General features: G+C 35.4%; 15 protein-coding genes, 1 tRNA gene and 3 pseudogenes. 8 read left to right on the forward strand and 11 right to left on the reverse strand.

The features are described from left to right. Positions 1–44 precede the first annotated feature (44 nt). The 4 genes and pseudogenes from ruvA to LF886_RS21765 form a co-directional block, all read right to left on the reverse strand. Positions 45–628: pseudogene (gene ruvA / locus LF886_RS21745) on the reverse strand (Holliday junction branch migration protein RuvA). 236 nt (positions 629–864) lie between these two features. Then, a complete protein-coding gene (locus LF886_RS21750) occupies positions 865–3,150 on the reverse strand; it encodes an NADP-dependent malic enzyme (RefSeq protein WP_236851660.1) in 2,286 nt (761 codons plus the stop codon). Positions 3,151–3,166: 16 nt separating this feature from the next. Next, positions 3,167–4,017: pseudogene (locus LF886_RS21755) on the reverse strand (ATPase). 85 nt (positions 4,018–4,102) lie between these two features. Next, positions 4,103–4,366: a hypothetical protein gene (locus LF886_RS21765; RefSeq protein WP_236851664.1), complete on the reverse strand. Its 264-nt coding sequence runs from the start codon at positions 4,364–4,366 to the stop codon at positions 4,103–4,105. 362 nt (positions 4,367–4,728) lie between these two features. On the opposite strand from LF886_RS21765, the pseudogene LF886_RS21770 reads away from it, so the two are divergent. The 8 genes and pseudogenes from LF886_RS21770 (at position 4,729) to LF886_RS21805 (ending at position 14,788) form a co-directional block, all read left to right on the forward strand. Then, positions 4,729–5,186 (forward strand): annotated as a pseudogene (locus LF886_RS21770) (GtrA family protein). 3 nt (positions 5,187–5,189) lie between these two features. Continuing rightward, on the forward strand, positions 5,190–5,927 hold the full coding sequence (locus tag LF886_RS21775; RefSeq protein WP_236851668.1) for a lysophospholipid acyltransferase family protein: 738 nt from the start codon (positions 5,190–5,192) through the stop codon (positions 5,925–5,927). Positions 5,928–5,957: 30 nt separating this feature from the next. Continuing rightward, positions 5,958–7,403 carry an MFS transporter gene (locus LF886_RS21780; RefSeq protein ID WP_236851670.1) on the forward strand — a complete coding sequence of 482 codons (1,446 nt, stop codon included), beginning with the start codon at positions 5,958–5,960 and terminating at the stop codon, positions 7,401–7,403. 144 nt (positions 7,404–7,547) lie between these two features. Further along, positions 7,548–8,453 (forward strand): DUF3810 domain-containing protein, encoded by a 906-nt coding sequence (locus tag LF886_RS21785; RefSeq protein WP_236851672.1) that lies wholly within the window; start codon positions 7,548–7,550, stop codon positions 8,451–8,453. Between the two features lie 835 nt (positions 8,454–9,288). Continuing rightward, complete coding sequence (locus tag LF886_RS21790; RefSeq protein ID WP_236851674.1) at positions 9,289–10,803, forward strand: thioredoxin domain-containing protein; 1,515 nt, start codon at positions 9,289–9,291, stop codon at positions 10,801–10,803. Positions 10,804–10,993: 190 nt separating this feature from the next. Further along, a complete protein-coding gene (locus tag LF886_RS21795; protein WP_236851675.1) occupies positions 10,994–13,189 on the forward strand; it encodes a peptidase domain-containing ABC transporter in 2,196 nt (731 codons plus the stop codon). A gap of 61 nt (positions 13,190–13,250) precedes the next feature. Next, entirely contained in the window at positions 13,251–13,445 is a 195-nt protein-coding gene (locus tag LF886_RS21800) for a hypothetical protein (protein ID WP_236851677.1), read from the forward strand. 44 nt (positions 13,446–13,489) lie between these two features. Continuing rightward, on the forward strand, positions 13,490–14,788 hold the full coding sequence (locus tag LF886_RS21805; protein WP_236851678.1) for an HlyD family secretion protein: 1,299 nt from the start codon (positions 13,490–13,492) through the stop codon (positions 14,786–14,788). 420 nt (positions 14,789–15,208) lie between these two features. Here the strand turns inward: LF886_RS21805 and LF886_RS21810 are convergent. From LF886_RS21810 to greA, 7 genes are all read right to left on the reverse strand, one after another. Continuing rightward, positions 15,209–15,282: transfer RNA gene (locus LF886_RS21810), tRNA-Met, on the reverse strand. Between the two features lie 44 nt (positions 15,283–15,326). Next, entirely contained in the window at positions 15,327–16,619 is a 1,293-nt protein-coding gene (locus LF886_RS21815) for a TlpA family protein disulfide reductase (protein WP_236851680.1), read from the reverse strand. 61 nt (positions 16,620–16,680) lie between these two features. Beyond that, positions 16,681–16,896: a signal peptidase gene (locus tag LF886_RS21820; protein ID WP_236851682.1), complete on the reverse strand. Its 216-nt coding sequence runs from the start codon at positions 16,894–16,896 to the stop codon at positions 16,681–16,683. A gap of 5 nt (positions 16,897–16,901) precedes the next feature. Then, entirely contained in the window at positions 16,902–18,887 is a 1,986-nt protein-coding gene (locus LF886_RS21825) for a T9SS type A sorting domain-containing protein (protein WP_236851684.1), read from the reverse strand. 78 nt (positions 18,888–18,965) lie between these two features. Next, positions 18,966–20,153: an ATP-dependent Clp protease ATP-binding subunit ClpX gene (gene clpX / locus LF886_RS21830; protein ID WP_103232364.1), complete on the reverse strand. Its 1,188-nt coding sequence runs from the start codon at positions 20,151–20,153 to the stop codon at positions 18,966–18,968. Between the two features lie 71 nt (positions 20,154–20,224). After that, entirely contained in the window at positions 20,225–20,614 is a 390-nt protein-coding gene (locus tag LF886_RS21835; RefSeq protein WP_103232365.1) for an HIT family protein, read from the reverse strand. A 50-nt stretch (positions 20,615–20,664) separates the two neighbouring features. Continuing rightward, positions 20,665–21,135 (reverse strand): transcription elongation factor GreA, encoded by a 471-nt coding sequence (greA, locus tag LF886_RS21840; protein WP_103232366.1) that lies wholly within the window; start codon positions 21,133–21,135, stop codon positions 20,665–20,667. Between the last annotated feature and the right edge of the window lie 27 nt (positions 21,136–21,162).

The raw sequence follows: 21,162 nt of genomic DNA on the forward strand, positions 1-21,162 counted from the left end.
AGGAACAAAAATATGTTAAGATGCTTACTTTTCGCCACCAAATGTTAAATGTTTTTTAAGATTTGTTTAACCAATTCTTCTACCGAGATGCTTGGATTTTGTTTTATTATTCTATCCGCAATCTTCTCGCTCGCTCGCTTAGGAATTCCTAAAACTTCTAATGCAGATAACGATTCTTCCTTAATTTTATTATCCACCATCACAGAAATGTTTGCGTTCGGATCACCGAATTTCTGTACTTTATCTTTAAGATCTACGATGATTCTTTCAGCAGTTTTGGCACCGATTCCTTTTGCTTTTGGATGAGTGCACTGTTCCCTGAAAGTATGGCAGTAGCGATCTCATCAAGGCTCAGTGTTGACAGCAGAATCAATGCAGAAACAGCCCCTACTCCGTTAACGCTAATTAACAGATTGAACATTTCTTTTTCTGAACGTGTGTTAAAACCAAAGAGAAGATGAGCATCTTCACGGATGATCTGCTGGATAAATAAAATAGTCTGCTGATTCAAAACCAGCGTCTGTGAGGTCATCAAACTGATTCCCACGTAGTAGCCAACCCCTTGTACATTGATTACCGCGTAGGTAGGCGTAAGTTCTTGAACAGTGCCTTGTAAAGAAAATATCATTATTAATTTTTAAAACTCCCAAATATAGCAATTTAAACTAATTAATGTTTTCATTTGACGCGCGAATGATTTTTAACTTAAATTTCAAATAAGAATTCAATGAATTAACATAAAAGCAAAAGACTCCAAAATATGGAGTCTTTTTATTATCTCAACACGGTTTAAGGTGTCATTTTTTAAATAAGAAAAATCTGATCAGAGCTTAATGATTACTACTCATGATCTCAATTTTAGATTTATTTTTTTTCTCTTCTTTGAGCATCAAGAACGGCAATTGTAGCAAGGTTTACGATCTCGTCTACGCTTGAACGCATTTGAAGAACGTGTACCGGCTGCTTTAATCCCATTAAGATAGGTCCTATAACCTGTGCTACTTTCATTCCTCTTATAATTTTGTAAGAAAGGTTTGCACTTTCCAGATTCGGGAAGATGAATGTATTTGCTGGCGTTGTTCCTAATTTTGAGAATGGATAATCGCTCAGGTGATCCGCGTTCATTGCAAAATCAGGCTGAATTTCTCCATCTACAATCATTTTAGGATATTTCTCATGAAGAATGCTTACTGCTTTAGCTACTTTTTTGGAAGTTTCAGAAATAGCAGCGAAGTTTTCGAATCCAAGCATTGCAATTCTAGGCTCAATAGCAAAAGATTTCACTGTAAATTCTGCCATTTTAGCAATATTCACAAGGTCTTCAGAGGTAGGGTTCTGATTGATAGATGTATCTGCAAAGAAGATAGGTTTCTTTTCGGACAGGATCATCATCATTGCCGCTACTTTGTCTACTCCTTTATCTTTTTCAATAACTTCCAACACAGGACGCAATACTGAAGTATAGTTTTTAGAGAATCCTACGATAAGACCATCCGTATCCCCATGTCTTAGCATCAGAGGTCCAAAATAATCTCTCTGACGAACATATCTCTTCGCTTTGTACTCGTTCATTCCTTTTCTCTGACGAAGTTTCCAAAGGGTTTCTCTGTATTTTTTTCTGTTTTCTTTCTGATCATCATCACTTGGATCAATGATGGGAACATCAAGAGTAATTCCGTAACGCTCCATCTGCTGTTTGATGTATTTCTTATCTCCTAAAAGACTTGGATAAGCAATTCCTTCTTCATAAAGGATCTGAGCAGCTTTCAATACGTTGTATTCTTCAGCATTCCCAAGGGTGATTCTTTTCGGATTGGATTTTGCACGGCTCTGCATCATTCTTACCAATCTTTCATCTCTTCCCATTCTGTCTAAAAGCTGGTGCTCATACTCTTCAAAATCAGCAATGGTTTTTCTCGCAACACCGCTTTCAATAGCCGCTTTTGCTACAGCACTTGATACTTTTGTGATCAGTCTGTTATCAAATGGTTTTGGAATGAAATATTCTCTTCCAAATTGCATATTTTGAACGTTGTATGCTAAAATTACAGCTTCCGGTACTGGTTCTTTTGCCAAGTCAGCAATAGCGTGTACGGCAGCAAGCTTCATTTCTTCATTAATTCCTGTAGCCTGTACATCCAATGCACCACGGAAGATATAAGGGAATCCTAATACGTTGTTTACCTGGTTAGGATAATCACTTCTTCCTGTTGCCATGATGACATCTTTACGAGTCTCGATAGCAAGATCGTAAGCGATTTCCGGATCAGGGTTAGCTAAAGCGAATACGATAGGATCTTCATTCATGCTCAACAGCATTTCCGGAGTCATCACGTTTCCTTTTGACAATCCTACGAAAACATCCGTTCCTTTTACAGCATCTTCTAATGTTTCAATATCTGTCTGAGCGATGAAATCTAATTTTTCAGGAGTAAGGTTTTCTCTTTTATGATTGATAACCCCCTTACTGTCGCACATCAGAACATTTTCTTTTTTAAGTCCTAATGAAATGTAAAGCTTGGTACATGCGATAGCAGCGGCACCTGCACCGTTCACCACCATTTTCACTTTATCAATATCTTTATTAGCAATCTGCAAAGAGTTGATCAATGCTGCTGCAGAGATAATTGCTGTTCCATGCTGGTCATCATGCATCAAAGGAATATTTAATTCCTCTTTCAGTTTTTGTTCTATATAAAATGCTTCAGGAGCTTTAATATCTTCCAGGTTGATTCCTCCGAAAGTAGGAGCAATACCTTTCACAATTTCAATAAATTTATCTGGGTCTTTTTCATCAATCTCGATATCAAAAACGTTGATATCAGCAAAGATTTTGAACAAAAGACCTTTCCCTTCCATTACCGGTTTTGAAGCTTCAGCACCGATGTCTCCCAGTCCAAGTACTGCAGTACCGTTAGAAATTACTGCTACCAGGTTTCCTTTTCCTGTATAATCGTAAACAGTTTCCGGTTTATCATGAATTTCCATACAAGGAACAGCTACCCCAGGAGAGTAAGCCAGTGACAGATCTCTTTGAGAAGAGTGTGGCTTTGACGGTATTACTTCAATTTTTCCTTTGGGTTCTGCTTTATGATAATCTAGCGCGGCCTGGCTAAAGTTCTTTTCGTCACGATTGTTGTTACTTGACATAAAATTTTGTTTTTTGTTAAAGTATATATTTAATGTGGTAATCTACTAAGCTTTCAATTGGTTTCTGCACAACATGTCCCACATTTAAATTAAGTTCTGTAGCTACAGAACGTAGTATGTTTTCATAATAATAGGCAATAGAGCCGATGAAATTGATCTCGGCATCTTTTGCTTCCTCATAAGGGAGAACCTGGTATTCAAAGAAGTTTCTCATTTCTTCAAAAACCATATCCTGGAAATAAGGATGATCTTTTCTTTCGATCACAAATTTGGTAAAGTTTGCCAAATAGGCGTTTGGTCTTGGAGTATGATACATATTTTTCAATGCATCTTCTACAGTAAGCTGATAGTCTGCTTCAAATTCTTTGTGAAGGTCTGAAGGCAGTTTTTTCATGAAATATCTGCGCACCAATTGCTTTCCGATAGCACTGCCACTTCCTTCATCCCCAATCAGGAATCCAAGTGAAGGCAATTCAATCTTCAGATTTTCACCGTCAAAAAAACAAGAGTTTGATCCTGTGCCCAAAATGCATACGATGGCAGGTTTTCCACCATATGCTGCATATGCTGCGGCCATCAGGTCTTCCTTTACAATAATTTCTGCTTTTCCAAATACCTTCTGCAGTTCTTCTTCGATGGTTTCACAATTTTTTTTCACTCCACATCCGGAACCATAAAAAAGACCTTGGTAATTGAATTTTTAACTGATATCAGATTGCTATTCTTCTGTATTTCAGGAGCGATAAGTTCTCTGTTGATAAAATTCGGATTGAAACCTATTGTTTCTGTTTTTAGAAAAACTTTTTTAAAGTCATCAAGTATTACCCAATCCGTTTTAGTAGAACCACTATCTACAATAGCAACCATATTTTAGATTTTAATTTAAGCTTGCTAAATTATGAATTTATCTTCAATTAGCATTTAAAAACAACCTGGAAGCTGTCTAAAATCATTAATGTTTAATCTCTGTTTTTTTTTCATTGAATTGTAAAAGCCAATCTTCTATTTCATCTTCCAGATAGGAAGTCTGTAATACCATTGCATTGATAAAATCATCGGGGACAGATTCCCCGTTGGAGTTTTCAAGATTCCATAATTCATTTGACATATTTTCATATTCAGAATACACTCTTTTGAAGCGGGAATTTTCTTTCTCAAGAGCTTCAATATTTTTCTGTTGAAGCTGGAATTTTCTGTATTTGTTTTGACGTTTCATACAAATATTATTAATAATTGGGTCATAAAATGTTGGAGTATATGCTCTTAATCGTGCACTACAAGATAGAAAAAACCATCAACACAAGGAGTTGAAAATGAATTTATTATCAGGTCATTATTACATCATTCTGAATATTAAAATTAGAAATAATTTTAATTAAAAAAATATTTTAACAACTTTTTTCAGTGTTTAACATATAGTTATAAATTTGCATATTCATATTATGAAGTTTTATAATTATTGGCATTTTAAAATCATTATGAACAATAAGAGTACAGTAAGGCCTTCACCTGCTGAGATATAAACATTCTCTTACTTCATACAATATGTATACAAATTTTTAGTTTTATATTAATTCAATGAAAAATATACTCATACGCCAGAAACAGGTTTTGTTCTTCATCATTGCAGGAGGACTGAGCGCTATTGTAGAAATAGGTAGCTTTAAGATTTTCAGCACCTCACTTCCTCATTTCTTTGTAAGGGAAACCAACTTTCATGGTATACATTATCCTTTAAGTAATATTTTTTCTACAAGCTGTGGGATCATCACCAATTATTTTCTGAGTATCTGGTTTGTGTTTGAAAGAGGAAAACATTCGAAGAAAAAAGAGTTTGCTTACTTTATGGCAGTATCCTTCTTTTCAACATTACTCAGCTTAGGATTTTTCCAGATATTTTATAGTTTTATATTTAAAGACAATATCAATTTATTTTTTTATACCTTGAGCCCGGAAATGATCAGTAAAATTGCAGCAATATTGCTGGTTTCCATTCTTAATTATTCGGTAAAAAGAAAGTAATTTTTAACGGTTAGGCTGTGACAAAAATTTTAAATTATCTATGGAGATTCTGGTTGCTGTTGTTGGCATTTTTTCTGACAGTTACCATTGGAATCCCGGTCTATATTTTATCTTTCAATAAAAAGCATTACAAGTACGGTTATAAACTTGTCAGACTCTGGTGTTTCGGAATGTTCTACGGCATGGGCTTCCGATATGATCTCATTAAGCTTTCGGAACAGGAAAAAGACAAAAACATACCGTATGTCTTTATCTCCAATCATACTTCCATCATGGATATTATGCTTACCTGTATCTTATTACCGAATCATCCGATATGTTTTGTAGGGAAGAAAGAACTGGTAAAGATTCCTATTTTTGGAACCGTATATAAAAGGATATGTGTCATGGTAGACAGAGCGAGTGCGAGAAGCCGTGCTGATGTATACCGAAGATGTGCAGAGAAGATGGAGGAAGGCAACAGTATTGCCATTTTTCCTGAAGGCGGTGTACCGGACGACACTTCTATTATCCTGGATGATTTTAAGGACGGAGCATTTATGCTGTCTTCAAAACATCATTCCCCTATAGCTGTTTATACCTTTATCGGACTCAAGGAAATGTTCCCGTTTGAAAACTCAAAAGGCTTTCCCGGAAGAGTAAAGGTGTATTTCAATGGAATCATTGAGCCTACAGATTCGCCAAAAGACTTAAAGGCAGAGGCTTATGAGAAAATAAAAAAAACCTTAATCAGGTATTCCGTTGAAAGGAAATAGTTATATTTGTTTGTGAAATCTATAATAAATATGTCAAATTATTCTAAACAAACCAATTGGGCCCAATTCATTCCGTTGGTTACTGTATTCTTCTTTTGGGGATTTGTAGCAGCCAGTAATGATATCCTGATCCCAGTTTTTCAAAAAGCCTTCAACTTATCACAAACTGAAAGTATGCTGGTCCAGATATGCTTTTATGTAGCATATACTGTAGGTTCTTTAATTTATATGGTCATATCAAAAAGCATTAAGCAGGATTTGATCAATAAAATAGGGTACAAAAACGGTCTTATTGTGGGACTTCTTATTTCTGCAATGGGAACCTTGTTGTTTTACCCGGCTGCCAATATGCATTCTTTTCCGTTAATGATCTCCGGATTATTTATTGTAGGTTTAGGATTCTCTCTTCAGCAGATTGTTGCTAATCCACTTGCTATTGAGGTAGGTCCTACAGAAACAGGATCTCAGAGATTAACAATGGCTGGGGGAATCAATAACTTAGGAACGACAATAGGACCGCTTATCGTTGCATTTGCTATTTTTGGTTCTGCAAGCGCAGCCAATACAGAAGCAAGTATCGAAAGTGTAAAAATACCTTATCTTATATTAGGAGCAGCTTTTGCTCTTGTAGCTTTAATGCTTAAATTCTCTTCCCTTCCTGCTATAACACCTACCAATAGTACGGATACAGATGATACGACTCCGGGAGAGCACAGAAGTTCAGCTTTCCAGTATCCTCAATTGGTAATGGGAATGATCGCGATCTTCGTGTATGTAGGAGTAGAGGTTTCCACAGCGAGTAATCTTCCTGCCTATATGGAAAAAAACTTAGGATTTGAAACGAAAGATGTAGCCCCTTACATCTCATTATACTGGGCTTCATTAATGATTGGCCGTTGGACAGGTGCTGTAGAGGCATTTGACGTGAATGCAGGCTTCAAAAAGATCTTAAGATTCTTAGCGCCTTATCTTGCGTTTGGTGTCTTTTTATTCGTAAACGCACTGGCTCATCATGATCTTTCTCCATTCTATGTATATGGATTTATCATTATTGCGATGATCATTTGCGATATCATGAGTAAAGGAAACCCGGCAAGGATGCTTTTAATCTTCTCATTAGCAGGGATTACGGCTCTACTTGTTGGTATGTTCACTTCAGGTATGGTTTCTGTGTATGCATTTACCAGTGTAGGTCTTTTCTGCTCTACTCTATGGCCATGTATCTTTGCGCTGGCTATCAACGGACTTGGAAAGCACACCAACCAGGGATCAGGGTATCTTATCATGATGATTATGGGTGGTGGTATCGTAAGCTTTATACAAGGTTATATTGCAGACGTTACAAATATTCACTTCAGTTATATCGTGGGGGTTGTTTGTTTTGCTTATCTTGCATTCTATGCGATCCGTGTGAGTGGGATTTTGAAAGCCCAAGGCATTGATCTGGATAAAGTATCTAAAGGCAATGGTCATTAATATAACAAGGAAAAGATATAATAAGAAAAGATTTTGGGCAGGTGTATTACTTGCCCAATTTCTTTTATTTTACGGTTTCTCAAAATCCAACATGATGATTTCTTTTTTGAAAGTTTCTTTGAGCTTCAGAAAGCAATACATCAGATGCTGTTCAGCTGGATTCCATTTTCTATGGGAGACCTTATCTATATTATATTCGGCGCTTTTATTTTGTACTATATAATCACTTTATTCAGAAAGCAACGAAGAAATAGTTCTATGATAAAGCTCCTGATTATCATTAATATCTTTTATTTTATTTATCAAATCTTTTGGGGGATGCTGTACTTCCAGACTCCTATCATTAAGAAGCTTTCAAGCCAGAAAGAACCGGATGTAGAAAAAGCAAAAAAACTGGCTCTTACCTACCTTGAAAAATGCAAACTAACGCGACAGTCTGTTCATGAAAATGCTAAGGGAGTTTTTATCATCACAAACCTTACTGCTATACAAAAAGAAATTCTCAATCAGCAGGCAAAATTACCCTCTTACATATCAGATAAAAAAACAACTCAGATATTAGCTATTAAACCGAGTGTATTCAAGAATGTGATGAGCTTTACCGGGATTTTGGGATATTACAATCCTTTCACCGCAGAAGCCCAATATAACTCTGAATTACCCCCAACTTTCATCCCTTTTACAACCGCTCACGAGAGTTCTCATCAGCTAGGTTTCGCCAGGGAACAGGAAGCTAATTTTGTGGGGTATTTAATAGGGGTTCATTCCACTAATCTGGAATTGCGGTACAGCACCGAGCTTTTTACTTTAAAGAGTCTTTTAAGGTTCATTGTAGAAGAAGATCCTGAGTTTGTGAAAAATGTTCTTCATCATTATTCTCCTGCTATGAAAAAAGACCGTGTTTATGAAAAAACTTTCGTGTTCAGTCATCAGGGATGGTTGGATGACTTCTTTGGATACACCAACAATCTGTTTTTGAAAAGTAACCAGCAAGAAGGTGCGGTCACCTATTCTTACTTCATAGATCTCCTCTTAAACTACGAAAAATAAACAAAAAAAGAATCGTATCAGGCGATACGATTCTAAAAACACAAATGATGAAAAAAAATTTATTACCTTGACTTGTTCCCTCATTCAAGGCGATGTAAAAGTACGACATATTTTATAAATACAAAAACATTTCCATCCTTTTTTAAAACTTTATGAAAACTTTATGATTTTTTAAGTTTTTTTGAGTTCACACCTAAATATCACAAATCGCAATCAATCCAGATTCCAATATGAAAACCATCAATTAAACACCATATAACCTATAAAAAGACTAACAAATTAAACAATTGTTTAAATATAATTCATTGCACTTTATTCGATTTTTCACACTTTTAAAATTGGAGTTATCACCCCTATTTTACATGATATTTCTAAAATTTGAGTTCAAAAAAACAGAGATATTTGGATCAGAATAGCGTCGTTTATTTTTCCTGTTTTTACCATAATTTATTCCTTGCAGAAACACCCTATATTTTGTTTAAAAGAAAGCTCTTTTTGCTCCCAAAAGGAAAATTTAATGTAAGCTTAACTCTGAAATCTAAAATATCTGCGTCCAAAAACGATCATTAATTTTGTCAAAAACATATCTTCTGAAAATCAGATATTTTACTCAAAAACCTGTTTTATCAAGAAATAATATATCTCTGAAAACAGGGAAAATCATCTAATTTTAATAAAAAAACATACTATAAAATTTAATTTTAAATTCAAGTTTTGTAAAATAAAATACTGAGATTCAAATAAAATCTACCAACACCTGCTTATATCTCACTAATAAAGGAGATTTTTTTTTGTATATTTAAAACATCTGTGTATTTTAGATAAAAATATTAACATGATTTTTGACAAACTAATTAACCACCTAAAACTCGATAAACAGGAATTCATTTTCCAGTTCAACTCACATCCTAACTACCCATCTGCACTTGCCTTTAGTGATACACTCAACTTTATGGGGGTAAAAAATGATGCTTATGAACTAGACAAAGAGTATTGGGATGAGCTTCCGGAAGAATTTATTGCAATTGTTGAAAACTCATTCTCTCTGGTGAAAAAGTCAGGAAGTAACTATTCAGTATATTCAGAAAAAGCAAAAACTTTGGGTAAAGAAGAACTTTATACCAAATCAACAGACTTTGTGCTTTTATTTGAAAAAACGGAGAATGCAGAAAGCAAAACAGCTTTCAATTTCAAACCTGTCCTTTATTTGATTTTTGCTGCTGTTCTGGCCTATTCTTTTATAAGCCAAACGATCTATGAAGCCCTGTTCAATCTTCTTTCGTTAGCCGGCGTATATATTTCATTGGAAATTTTCAATCAGAAATTCGGAAATACATCCACTGTAATTGGGAGTATATGTGGTGGCGGAGGTGCTGCTGCCAGCCAAACGGCCAATTCATGTGATAAAATTATAAAACAGGATAAAACAAGTATTTTAGGATTAAAGTTTTCAGACTTTTCTCTGATTTATTTTGCCGGGCTTGCTGTATTGGGTCTGTTTTTACCCGCAACAGCTTATATTGTAAAAGGCTTTACTTTTGTCTCTGTACTTGCCATAGGATATTCTTTATACATTCAGGCATTTGTAGAAAAAACATTTTGTAGAATTTGTCTCTTGATTATTTCAATCCTTGTGGGACAATTGGTCATCAGCAGTTTATTGTTCGAGAATCTCTCTTTCAGTGTTGGAACTCTTTTATTGACTGTTATTCTATGGGCGCTTGTTTTCTCTTCTATTATTTATTTTAATACTCTGCTTGAGCAAAAAGAAACGCTTCAGAAATCGAATGCTAAAAACCTTAGATTCAAAAGAAATTATGAGCTTTTCAAAAATCAAATGGAGCAAAACCAAAAAATAGAATTCCAGGATACTGAAACTTTTGCCGTTGGAAAAAAAGATGCTAAGCTTCGTATTTCCATCGTTTCAAATCCATATTGTGGTTTCTGTAAAGATGCTCATAAACTTGCAGAAGGTCTTTTGGAGAAATACCCGGATAACATCTCTTTACAGATGAGATTCAACTACAGCCCTGAAAGAGCTCCCGAAAAATACACTGGGCTTATTTCAGACTTAACTTATATCTATCATAACAAACCTGAAAAAGAGTTTTTACATGCTGTAGAAGAATGGTTTGAAACGAAGGATGAAAGCAAAATCAATGCTCTTTCCGGAGGAAATGTAACATCAGAAAACCTGAATCCACTTGTAGAGATGTCTAAGGAAAACAGTAATGCGGGATTAAGCTTTACTCCGATCTTTATCATCAATGGATACCAGTTCCCTGATAAGTATGATCGTGAAGATATTTTGTTCTTTATTGATGAATTAATTGAAGATGATGAGATTTAGTAAATAAATCTTATGCATTCAAAAATTTCACTATCTTAGGAAAAACAAAATAACCATCTGAAAAGGTGTAAAAGAGTAGAAAAGCGGTGATAAATGGACCTATTTCCGGTTCACCATTTCATTGAATTATAATTGAATTAAAGTAAAAATGTCGTCATGTATTGACGGCATTTTATAATGAGTATTAGTTTTGAAAAAAAAATTTCCTTTTTATAAGCAGCCAGATACCAAAGACTGCGGTCCTACCTGTCTCAGGATCGTAAGTAAACATTATGGTAAAAGTATATCCCTGCAGCAGATTCGTAATCTCTCCGAAACCACGCGTGAAGGAAGTAGCCTTCTTGGGCTGAGTGATGCTGCAGAAAATCTGGGATTCCGATCAATGGGAGTCCAAATTGACTTCAATACCCTTACAGAAGAGGTTCCATTCCCTTGTATTGCCCACTGGAATAAAAATCACTTTGTTGTTGTTTATAAAATTGATAAAAACAACAAGGTATATATTTCAGATCCCAGTTATGGGCTGATCACCTATACACGTGAAGAATTTATCAAATTCTGGATCGGAGAAAATGCAAATGAGAAAACAGAAGAAGGTATTGTCCTTATTCTTGAAACAACTCCTGCATTCTTCCAAACTGAATTTGATGCTGAAGAGAGCAAAGCCAGCTTTACTTTCCTTTCCAAATATCTTCTAAAGTATAAAACACTAGTTATTCAGCTTGCTGTAGGACTTTTAGGAGGAAGTTTACTATCCCTGATATTCCCGTTCCTTACCCAAAGTATTGTAGACGTCGGGATTCAGAATCAGGATATCAACTTCATCTATGTGGTTTTACTTGCCCAGATCATGTTGTTCCTGGGAAGAATGGGTATTGAAACTATTCGAAGCTGGATTCTTCTTCACCTTTCGGCAAGAATTAATATTTCGATCATTTCCGATTTCTTTATCAAATTGATGAAGCTTCCAATAAGCTTCTTTGACACGAGAATGACCGGAGATATCATGCAGAGAATAAATGACCACCATAGAATTGAGCAGCTACTTACAAGTTCATCTTTAAATACATTATTTTCATTGGTGAATCTTATCATTTTCAGTATTGTACTCCTGTTTTATGATTACAGATTATTCATTGTTTATCTTGTAGGAGCGATATTGTATATCGGCTGGATCACTTTCTTTTTGAAGAAAAGAAAAGAACTTGACTATAAAAGATTCTCTCAGGTGTCTCAGGAACAGAGTAAGGTGATCGAGCTTATCAACGGTATGCAGGAGATCAAAATGCATAATGCTGAAAAGCAGAAACGATGGGACTGGGAATTTCTTCAGGTAAAATTATTCAAAATCCGAATAAAATCGCTTTCATTAGAGCAATGGCAATCTGTAGGAGGAAATTTCATCAACCAGATGAAAGATATCCTGGTGAGTTTCCTTTCAGCAAAACTGGTTTTAAGTGGAAATCTTACCTTAGGGATGATGCTTTCTGTACAATATATCATTGGACAGCTGAACAGCCCTCTTCTACAGCTTATCGACTTTATCAAACAGACACAGGATGCTAAAATTTCCCTTGAAAGATTGGGAGAAATTCACGACAAAGATGATGAAGAAGATAAGAATGAACAATACGTCACCGATTTTCCAAAAAAAGACATAGAGATCAAAGATATGTCATTCAGATATATTGGTTCTGATGTTCCCGTTTTTGAAGACTTAAACCTTACCATACCTTATCAGCAGACTACAGCTATTGTAGGAGCCAGCGGAAGTGGAAAAACAACTCTGCTAAAACTCTTGATGAAGTTCTATGATCCGGACAAGGGGGAAATCAAAATTGGAAGCACCAATATGAAAAACATTTCTCCAAGAAACTGGAGAGATCATTGTGGAGTGGTAATGCAGGAAGGATATGTTTTCAATGACACTATTGCCAATAATATTGCGGTAGGAGAAGATCATATTGATAAACAAAAGCTAAGGCGTGCCGTAGAAATAGCCAACATCAAAGAATTTATAGAAAGTCTTCCACTTAGTTATAATACAAAGATTGGAAATGAAGGTGTAGGAGTCAGCGGTGGTCAGAAACAAAGGTTATTTATTGCAAGAGCGGTATACAAATCGCCTGAATACATTTTGTTTGATGAAGCAACCTCTGCACTGGATGCTAATAATGAGAAAGTGATCATGGAAAATCTTGAGCAGTTCTTTAAAGGAAAAACAGCTGTAGTTATTGCCCACAGACTTTCCACAGTAAGACATGCTGATAAGATCATTGTGCTGGATCATGGAAAAGTAGTAGAAGAAGGAACTCATGCCGATTTGGTAGATTTAAGGGGAGAATATTACAGACTTGTAAGAAACCAACTTGAATTAGGTAGTTAGCCATCACACAGCGGAATCCGAAAAGCTTGTAGAGTAGGAAAAATAAAAACTATAATTAATCATGAAAAACCTCAAAAAACTTTCGAGAAAAGACCTGGCATTTGTCAGCGGAGGCGTAGTTATTCCGGACAACAACTGCTGTGGTTCCTGGTGTCTTGGCAGCTGGATGTCATGCCATCTCCACCATATTGCATGTCCACCGGATGCAGATACTTCACCACCATCGTGGTATGACGGAAATTGCCCATTTGGTTAAATTATATTCCCTTTGAAATATTGGGGAAATTTTATCTTAGAAAAATGAAAGAAGACGTTTTAGACAATATTGAACTCCGCTCAGAAAGCGTACAGGATATTCTTACCCAGCCTCCTCATTGGATGATCCGCTGGGGGAATACCGTTATATTTATTATCCTCCTGCTCATTCTCTTTATGAGTTACATTATAAAATATCCGGAGTTTGTGCCAGCTCCCATTATTGTAACTTCTCAGAATCCTCCAGAGAAAATAGAAGCCAGAACAAGTTCAAAAATTGAAAAAATATTTATAAAAGATCATCAGGAAGTTAAAAAAAATGATGTACTGATGGTCATGCAGTCTGCAGCCAACTATAAAGATATTTTAGAGTTGAAAAAACTGGTAGACTCTATTACTCCTGATAAATTATACACCTTCCCTATTGCCCAGACTTCAAGTTTTAAATTAGGCGAATTACAGGGGGAATATAACAGTTTTGCCAAGGCATTTCAGGATGAGGCCCTATTTACAAGATTGCAGCCTTATGCTCCTGAAAACCTGGCAGCCAATCAGAGTATTTCTGAATACAGGATAAGAATAGCTACCTTAAAACAACAGAAGAATCTTGAATCTATAAAATATGATCTGACGAGGAAAAACTTCAACAGATCCCAGGAACTTTTTAATCAGGGTGTTATTTCAGCGATGGAACTTGAGAATGAAAAGATCAAATTTCTTCAGGCTCAGCAAAACCTTGAAAATCTTAAAATTTCCATATCACAAATGGATGAAGGTATTTCCAACCTTAATAAAACCAAAAGCGGAACTGCCATTAACACAGAAAAGGACAGAATTACATACTCTTCACAAACTTTACAGCTCCTTGAACAGCTGAGAAAGTCTCTAAAGCAATGGGAACTGAATTACCTTGTCATCTCATCTACTGATGGTGTTGCCAGTTTTCAACAGTTTTTTGGTGAAAATCAGTTTGTAAAATCAGGGGAGCCTATTCTTTCTATTCTCCCTAGCAATAAAGAGCAGTTAGTAGGCAGGATGTCTGTTCCTACAATCAATTCTGGAAAAATAATTCCGGGTGAAAAAGTACTGATTAAGCTCGACAATTACCGATTCCAGGAATACGGGATTATCGAGGGGAAAGTGCAGAATATTTCTCTTATCCCCGATGAAAAAGGAAATTATTATGTAGATGTGATTTTACCAAAAGGATTAAAAACAAGCTACAACAAAACGCTTACTTTTGATAAAGAACTAAGAGGAAGTGCAGAGATCGTAACACAAGATCTGCGATTGATTGAAAGATTCTTTTATCAAATCAGAAAGCTACTTGGATACCAGGTCTGATAAAGAACCTATACAAAAAATAAAAAGCCGTTTTGCAGATTGTAAAACGGCTTTTTTCATGATGTTTTAAGAAGTATTCTTCCAAGACTCTTTTTAAAGGAAAACAATCCATTACAAGCATCCGTTTTACAGATCAATTACGCGTCTTATCCGACTAAATAAGAGATGTCATCAAAATAAAATAGTTCTTTCAAAAAAAGCCTACAAGAAAGCAAATAAAAGGAACATATTAATTTCCCTTTATTATAAAAACAATAAGTGCTATGGTAAAAAGAGGTATAGACTTGAAATCCCTCAATTTTCTCTTGGAAAGTCAGAATCTATAAAAAAAGAAAATATTTTGAAAAAATTAGAAGATAATGTTTGTGACTATTCTAAAAATAAAAACCGCAATCATTGATTAATGATTGCGGTTTATTGTAGCGAAGACGGGAATTGAACCCGTGACCTCAGGGTTATGAATCCTGCGCTCTAACCAACTGAGCTACCTCGCCTTTTTGGTGGTGCAAATATAGAAAATATTTCTTTACCTCCAAAATTATTTTAGCTTAAAATATTCCAAAACATCCCCAACATGGTCTGGTTTACTGATTATCTTATTGTTAGCATCTAAAATAAAATACGTCGGAGTTGCATGAATATTGTACAAGTCAGTATAACTACTGTTCCACCCTCTCAATTCTGAATCATTCACCCATGGAAAGGCTGCAATTTTTTTAGAATAAGAGTTTTTATCAACATCCAGGGATAGCCCAATAATCTGAATATTTTTTGATTTCAGGTCATTGTATTTTTCCAGAAGTTTCGGAAGCTCGCTTTCACAGTGTGAACATGTAGATGACCAGAAAACAACAACCTTTTTATCTGCCTTTATATCGTATAATGACTTTGCAGTGGTATTAACAGGTGACTGGAATTTATAATTAGGAAAAGCAGCCCCCATTTCAATGTTCGCATTCGATTTCAATGTAGAAGCAAGCCTGTCAGTAATTGTACATTTAAGATTCTTGGCAAGCGAAAGGTATTTACTCTTGTATTCATCCATATCATAAACATCAAAGATATCGATCAGTTCTGATAAGACAGTCTGCCCTCTTGGAGTTTCCACTTTCAAATGATCTAATAGTTTATCAACGGAAGCTGTAACATTAGTATTACCACCTGAATTCAGATAGTTAACTAATACAGGTCTCAATAATGATGAGCTCTCAAGCATATCACCTGATTTATCCAGAAAGTTGATTATTTCTTCCTGATCTACTTTTTTGGTAGTATCCGTTGAATTGGATAAAAACTTACTATAATTCGTATTATAATATGTAATAAACGGATGCTGTGCTGCATCAATAGAACTAGAATTACCCGAAAGTCTGTCAATTTCTGTTTTCAAGGCTTTTCCGAAGTCTGTATTATCTTTATAATATTCTTTGATCTGAGATAAAGCTGGCAGAATAAGCTCTTTCTTTTGTGATCCTTCCTGCTGCTTACTCATCAGAGCATTGGCCTCGTCCAGATAAGTAACATCTTTAACCTTATTATTCTGGATATCCAGCTTAAAGTTGACATTTTTATTTTCAGAAATAAAGCTTACTGTATTATTAGAAACCGGGAAATAGACTTTCATCATTCCCATGTAGTTGCTTGGGTATTTAAAGGTCCATGTATTATTCTTACTTTGTCCTTTAGTAACAATAATATCTTTCGAGCCGTTTAATGTATATAGAATAGCATCCTGATCTTTAAAATCTGCCGGAGTCTGAATTGTAACCGTAAATTGAGCCTGTAGAGCAAATGCGGCCAAAACAGCAGATAGTGTATAAATCTTTTTCATAGAGTAAAAATAAAAAAACTCTCTGATTAATCAGAGAGTTTAATATTATTTTAATAAAATTTTATGCTTTTACGCTTTTATACTTTTTTGTAAAGTAAACAATAAATCCAATTGCTGCAATACCAAGTACATATACATACATATCAATGGGTGAAGCAAGTGATCCTGTACCATTTCCTCCGTTTCCTCCTCCGCTTGCTGGTGGTGGTGGAGCTGCATTTGCTAAAGATATAACAAATAGAAAAAGGGCCAATACTAGTTTATTAATAGTCTTCATGTGGTTTATTTTAAGATTTTAGTGTTAACAGTTTCTCCCTTGTCTGAAACGATTTTTACAACATATGAATTTTTAACTGAGCCATCAAGCTCGATTACAAAATCTCTGGATGTTTCAACCGCTTTTTTAGAGATTACCAGTTTACCGCTCATATCATAAACTTGAATATCTGCTTTTTTCCATTTTGGATCAAATCTTACAATGTAATTTGTAATAGATGGATCATACACTACAAGTGTTCTTGAAGCGTTAGCTACATTTTTATCTACTCCTAAAGTAATATTGCTAGGTTCTCCATAGTACAAATTAGCTTCCTCATTTGTTACAGGTACAATACCTCCTTGCTTAGCTTCTATTAAATTCCCATTTTCTGCTTTATAATAGAAACCAATTCCTGAAGATAACTGGTGTGCACCAGCTGGAATTAACTCAGTATTTTCTCTGATCTCGAATTTATAAGACTTCACCTGGTCGTAATAGCTCATTAACTTAACATTCTTACCCTGGAAGTTATTCTCATTAGCTTCGTTAATATATAACCAATAGTTTTGATTATTAGTATCATACCCGCCATTCAATGCTTCTTCATAAGTACCGATAAGATTTTTACCGGCTGAAGCCTGAACCGAAGTTGCAGCAGAAATCTGGTGTCCGGTTGTTAATGCTGGAGAAACAACATAGTATGTTCTGGAAAGTTCATTTCCATTAGCATCTAGTCCAATAACTCCAAGCTGTTTTATTGAATTGCTTGCAATCTTGCCATTAGCCATTTTAGCAGCATTCACATTATAATCAGTACCTGATGTTCTTGCTGTTGACTTAAATCTTCTCAGTGTATTAAAGTTTAAAGTCTGAAGTGAATTGTCTCTTAACTTTATTTTAAACGACTGCATAGGTTTGATAACCATTTTATCTAAGTTCACATCTCCAACTGCTGGAGCAACTCCATCACCTGTAGTTATGTAAGTAACTACCTGAGCCCCTGTAGCATAAGTAGAACCATTTGAAAGAGTAACCACTGTACCTGGGTTATATTCAATACCCCAGATATTTTTCACTGCATTTCCATCAGTTGTTGTACCACCTTCAGTATATCCAATATTAGCTAAATCTATATTGGTAAGGAAAGGGTTTCCGAATTGATAGAAATTTTGACCAAATGTTCCAGCCCATGGGGTTGTAGTAAACTCAAAACTGTCATCAAGATAAGTATTATACTTCTCGTTGTATTGGTTTACAGCATTACCATTAATTCCAAACACTACATTAGAAGCACCTACATTAGATTTCCCTGCATTCTGTAATGTTACAGCACCAGCATAGGGTGCATATGGTTTACCATTAATATTGAATACAGTCGCCGCACCTGTAGGAGCACTTGGATTCCAGTCATTATTGCTAATTTTTAGCATATAATAACCTGAAGCATCCCAAGTAGTCGAGGTAGGGGCTAGATTCAAAGTAGTAATAGAAACAGCATTAGCATTATCCCACTTTAGAATTGGGTTACTATACCTTCCGGTATTGAAAGTTTTACCAACTTCAGTAGATAATGAATTGTAAGCTTTACCAAAGAAAGGTAAAGCAACTTGCTGGAAATAATTACCGCTACCGTTACTTGTAGCTCTGTATTCTTTGGTGACAACACCAGTAATGTTGGACTGGGATAATCCATCGATGTACAGCTGACCATACGTGGAAGCAGCAAAAGTAGTAGGGGTATTAAGTCTTAAAATAATATTTCCACCATCGGTTTTATCTGCACCGGCAGCATCAATTGTTTTAAAACTATCTGTACCAGATCCTACGACCATGATATTCCCATGTACGTCCAAAATACCATTGGCTTTTGTTTGTACACCTCCACCGCTATAAACTAGGGTGCCTTCGCTCACATACATATTAGCATTAGTGTCAACATGACATAGTATCTGCGCCTGAACAGAATAACTAATTGCTAAAAGACCTATAGCAAATAAACTTTTTCTCATTGTATAAATTATTTGTGTGTTGTTAATACAATCTTCACCCGCAAAGGTATAATATTTTTTTCTAAAAAAAAAAAAAAATTATCTATTAATCAAAACATTATCCTCTGTCAGGACAATATCTTTCTCCTCTCCGATTGAAAACATGTAGTCTTCCAAAACTTTTTCAGTAGTGCCTCTTAGTCCTCGGGCACCTAATCCTTTTTCAAGGGTCTCTTCAACAATTTTTTCAATTGCCCCATCCGTAATTGCCAAATTCGTGCCATCCATTTTGAATAGTTCTACAAATTGGTTCACGATTGAGTTTTTAGGTTCCTTCATGATTCTTACCAGCGTCTCTTTTGTGAGTTTATCGAGGTAAGTGATGATTGGAAATCTTCCTAAAAGTTCCGGAATTAATCCGAAAGTACGAAGATCAATTGCATTAATATTTGTTAATACATATTCGTCTTCATCTGTTTTATTAATTTTTTCAGAGCTGAATCCGATTGCCTGCTTGTTCATTCTTCTTTCGATAATCTCTTTGATTCCGTCAAAAGCTCCTCCGGCAATAAATAATATGTTCTGAGTATTCACCTGAATATATTTTTGATCCGGATGTTTTCTTCCTCCCTGTGGTGGAACATTCACAATACTTCCTTCCAACAGTTTCAATAATCCCTGTTGTACTCCTTCTCCGGAAACGTCTCTTGTAATACTTGGATTGTCAGATTTTCTTGCAATCTTATCAATCTCATCGATGAAAACAATTCCTTTTTCAGCTTTTTCCACATCGTAATCTGCGACCATCAGAAGTCTGGACAGGATACTTTCAACATCCTCTCCTACATATCCGGCTTCTGTTAAAATAGTAGCATCTACGATACAAAAAGGAACATTAAGTTCTCTCGCGATTGTTTTTGCAAGAAGGGTCTTACCTGTTCCGGTCTCCCCGATCATGATGATATTTGACTTTTCAAGCTCCACCTCTCTGTTTTCGTCCTGAGCGTGAAGTAATCTCTTATAATGATTATATACAGCAATTGAAAGCTGTTTTTTCGCCTGATCTTGCCCGATCACGTACTGATCAAGAAACACCTTGATCTCCTTAGGTTTTTTAAGTTCATCCATGTTGTCTGCAGGTGAATGTTCTGTTTTGGATGCACCGTCTTTTACAATAGCATGTGCCTGCTCTATACAATTTTCACAAATAAAACCATTCTGGCCAGAAATCAGCATCTGCACTTCATTTCTTTTTCTGCCACAGAAAGAACATTGGTTTGAGTTCATATGATATAATATATATGTATATGTTATTAAAGAAAATCGTAAAAAATTACTTTTTTACGATTTTCTGTTTTTTAAGAATTAATAATTGAGTTTTGAATCTCTGTATATTCTTCGTTCGTTAATTTTAATCTTTCATTTCTAAAATTCATTTCTTCCACCTTGTTTAAAGGGATGAGATGGATGTGCGCATGAGGGACTTCAAGTCCTACGACCGCCACTCCTACTCTTACACATGGAATTGCAGTTTTGATCTTCTTGGCTACCTCTTGAGCAAATCCCCAAAGGTTTTTGTATTCTTCACTTTCAAGATCAAAAATCAAATCCACTTCTTTTTTCGGAACTACTAAAGTATGTCCCTTCACCAAAGGCATTGCGTCTAAAAATGCAATGAAATTTTCATCTTCTGCAATTGTATAGGAGGGAATTTCGCCATTGATGATTTTTGTGAATATAGTGCTCATTTTATATTGAAGTTGGATATCAGAAGTTAGAAATAGAATATGGTATCAGACTATAAAGAAATGTCTAATACTTCAAAAGATAGTTTGTTTCCGTTGGGTAAAGTAATTTCAGCAGTTTCGCCAATTACTTTTCCTAACAGACCTTTTGCGATAGGAGTGTTTACAGAAATTCTTCCTGTCTTCAGGTCGCTTTCGTTATCCGGTACCAATTTAAATACCTGTTCTTGCTGTGTAGCATTATTTTTAAGTTTCACTGTTGTTAAGATTGAAACTTTTGAAGTATCTAATTGGCTTTCGTCTATAATTTTAGAAGTAGAGACAACGTCTTTCAGCTTAGAAATTCTCATTTCAAGCATACCCTGAGCCTCTTTAGCAGCGTCGTATTCTGCATTTTCTGACAAATCTCCTTTGTCTCTGGCTTCTGCGATCTGCTGAGTAATTTTTGGTCTTTCCACAGTTTCCAACTGTTCAAGCTCAGCTTTCATTTTCTCTAGGCCCTCCTTAGTTACATAGCTTGCCATAATTTTCAAAATTTAGTTTTAGTATAA

The organism is Chryseobacterium sp. MEBOG07 (genome assembly GCF_021869745.1).
Classification (GTDB): domain Bacteria; phylum Bacteroidota; class Bacteroidia; order Flavobacteriales; family Weeksellaceae; genus Chryseobacterium; species Chryseobacterium viscerum.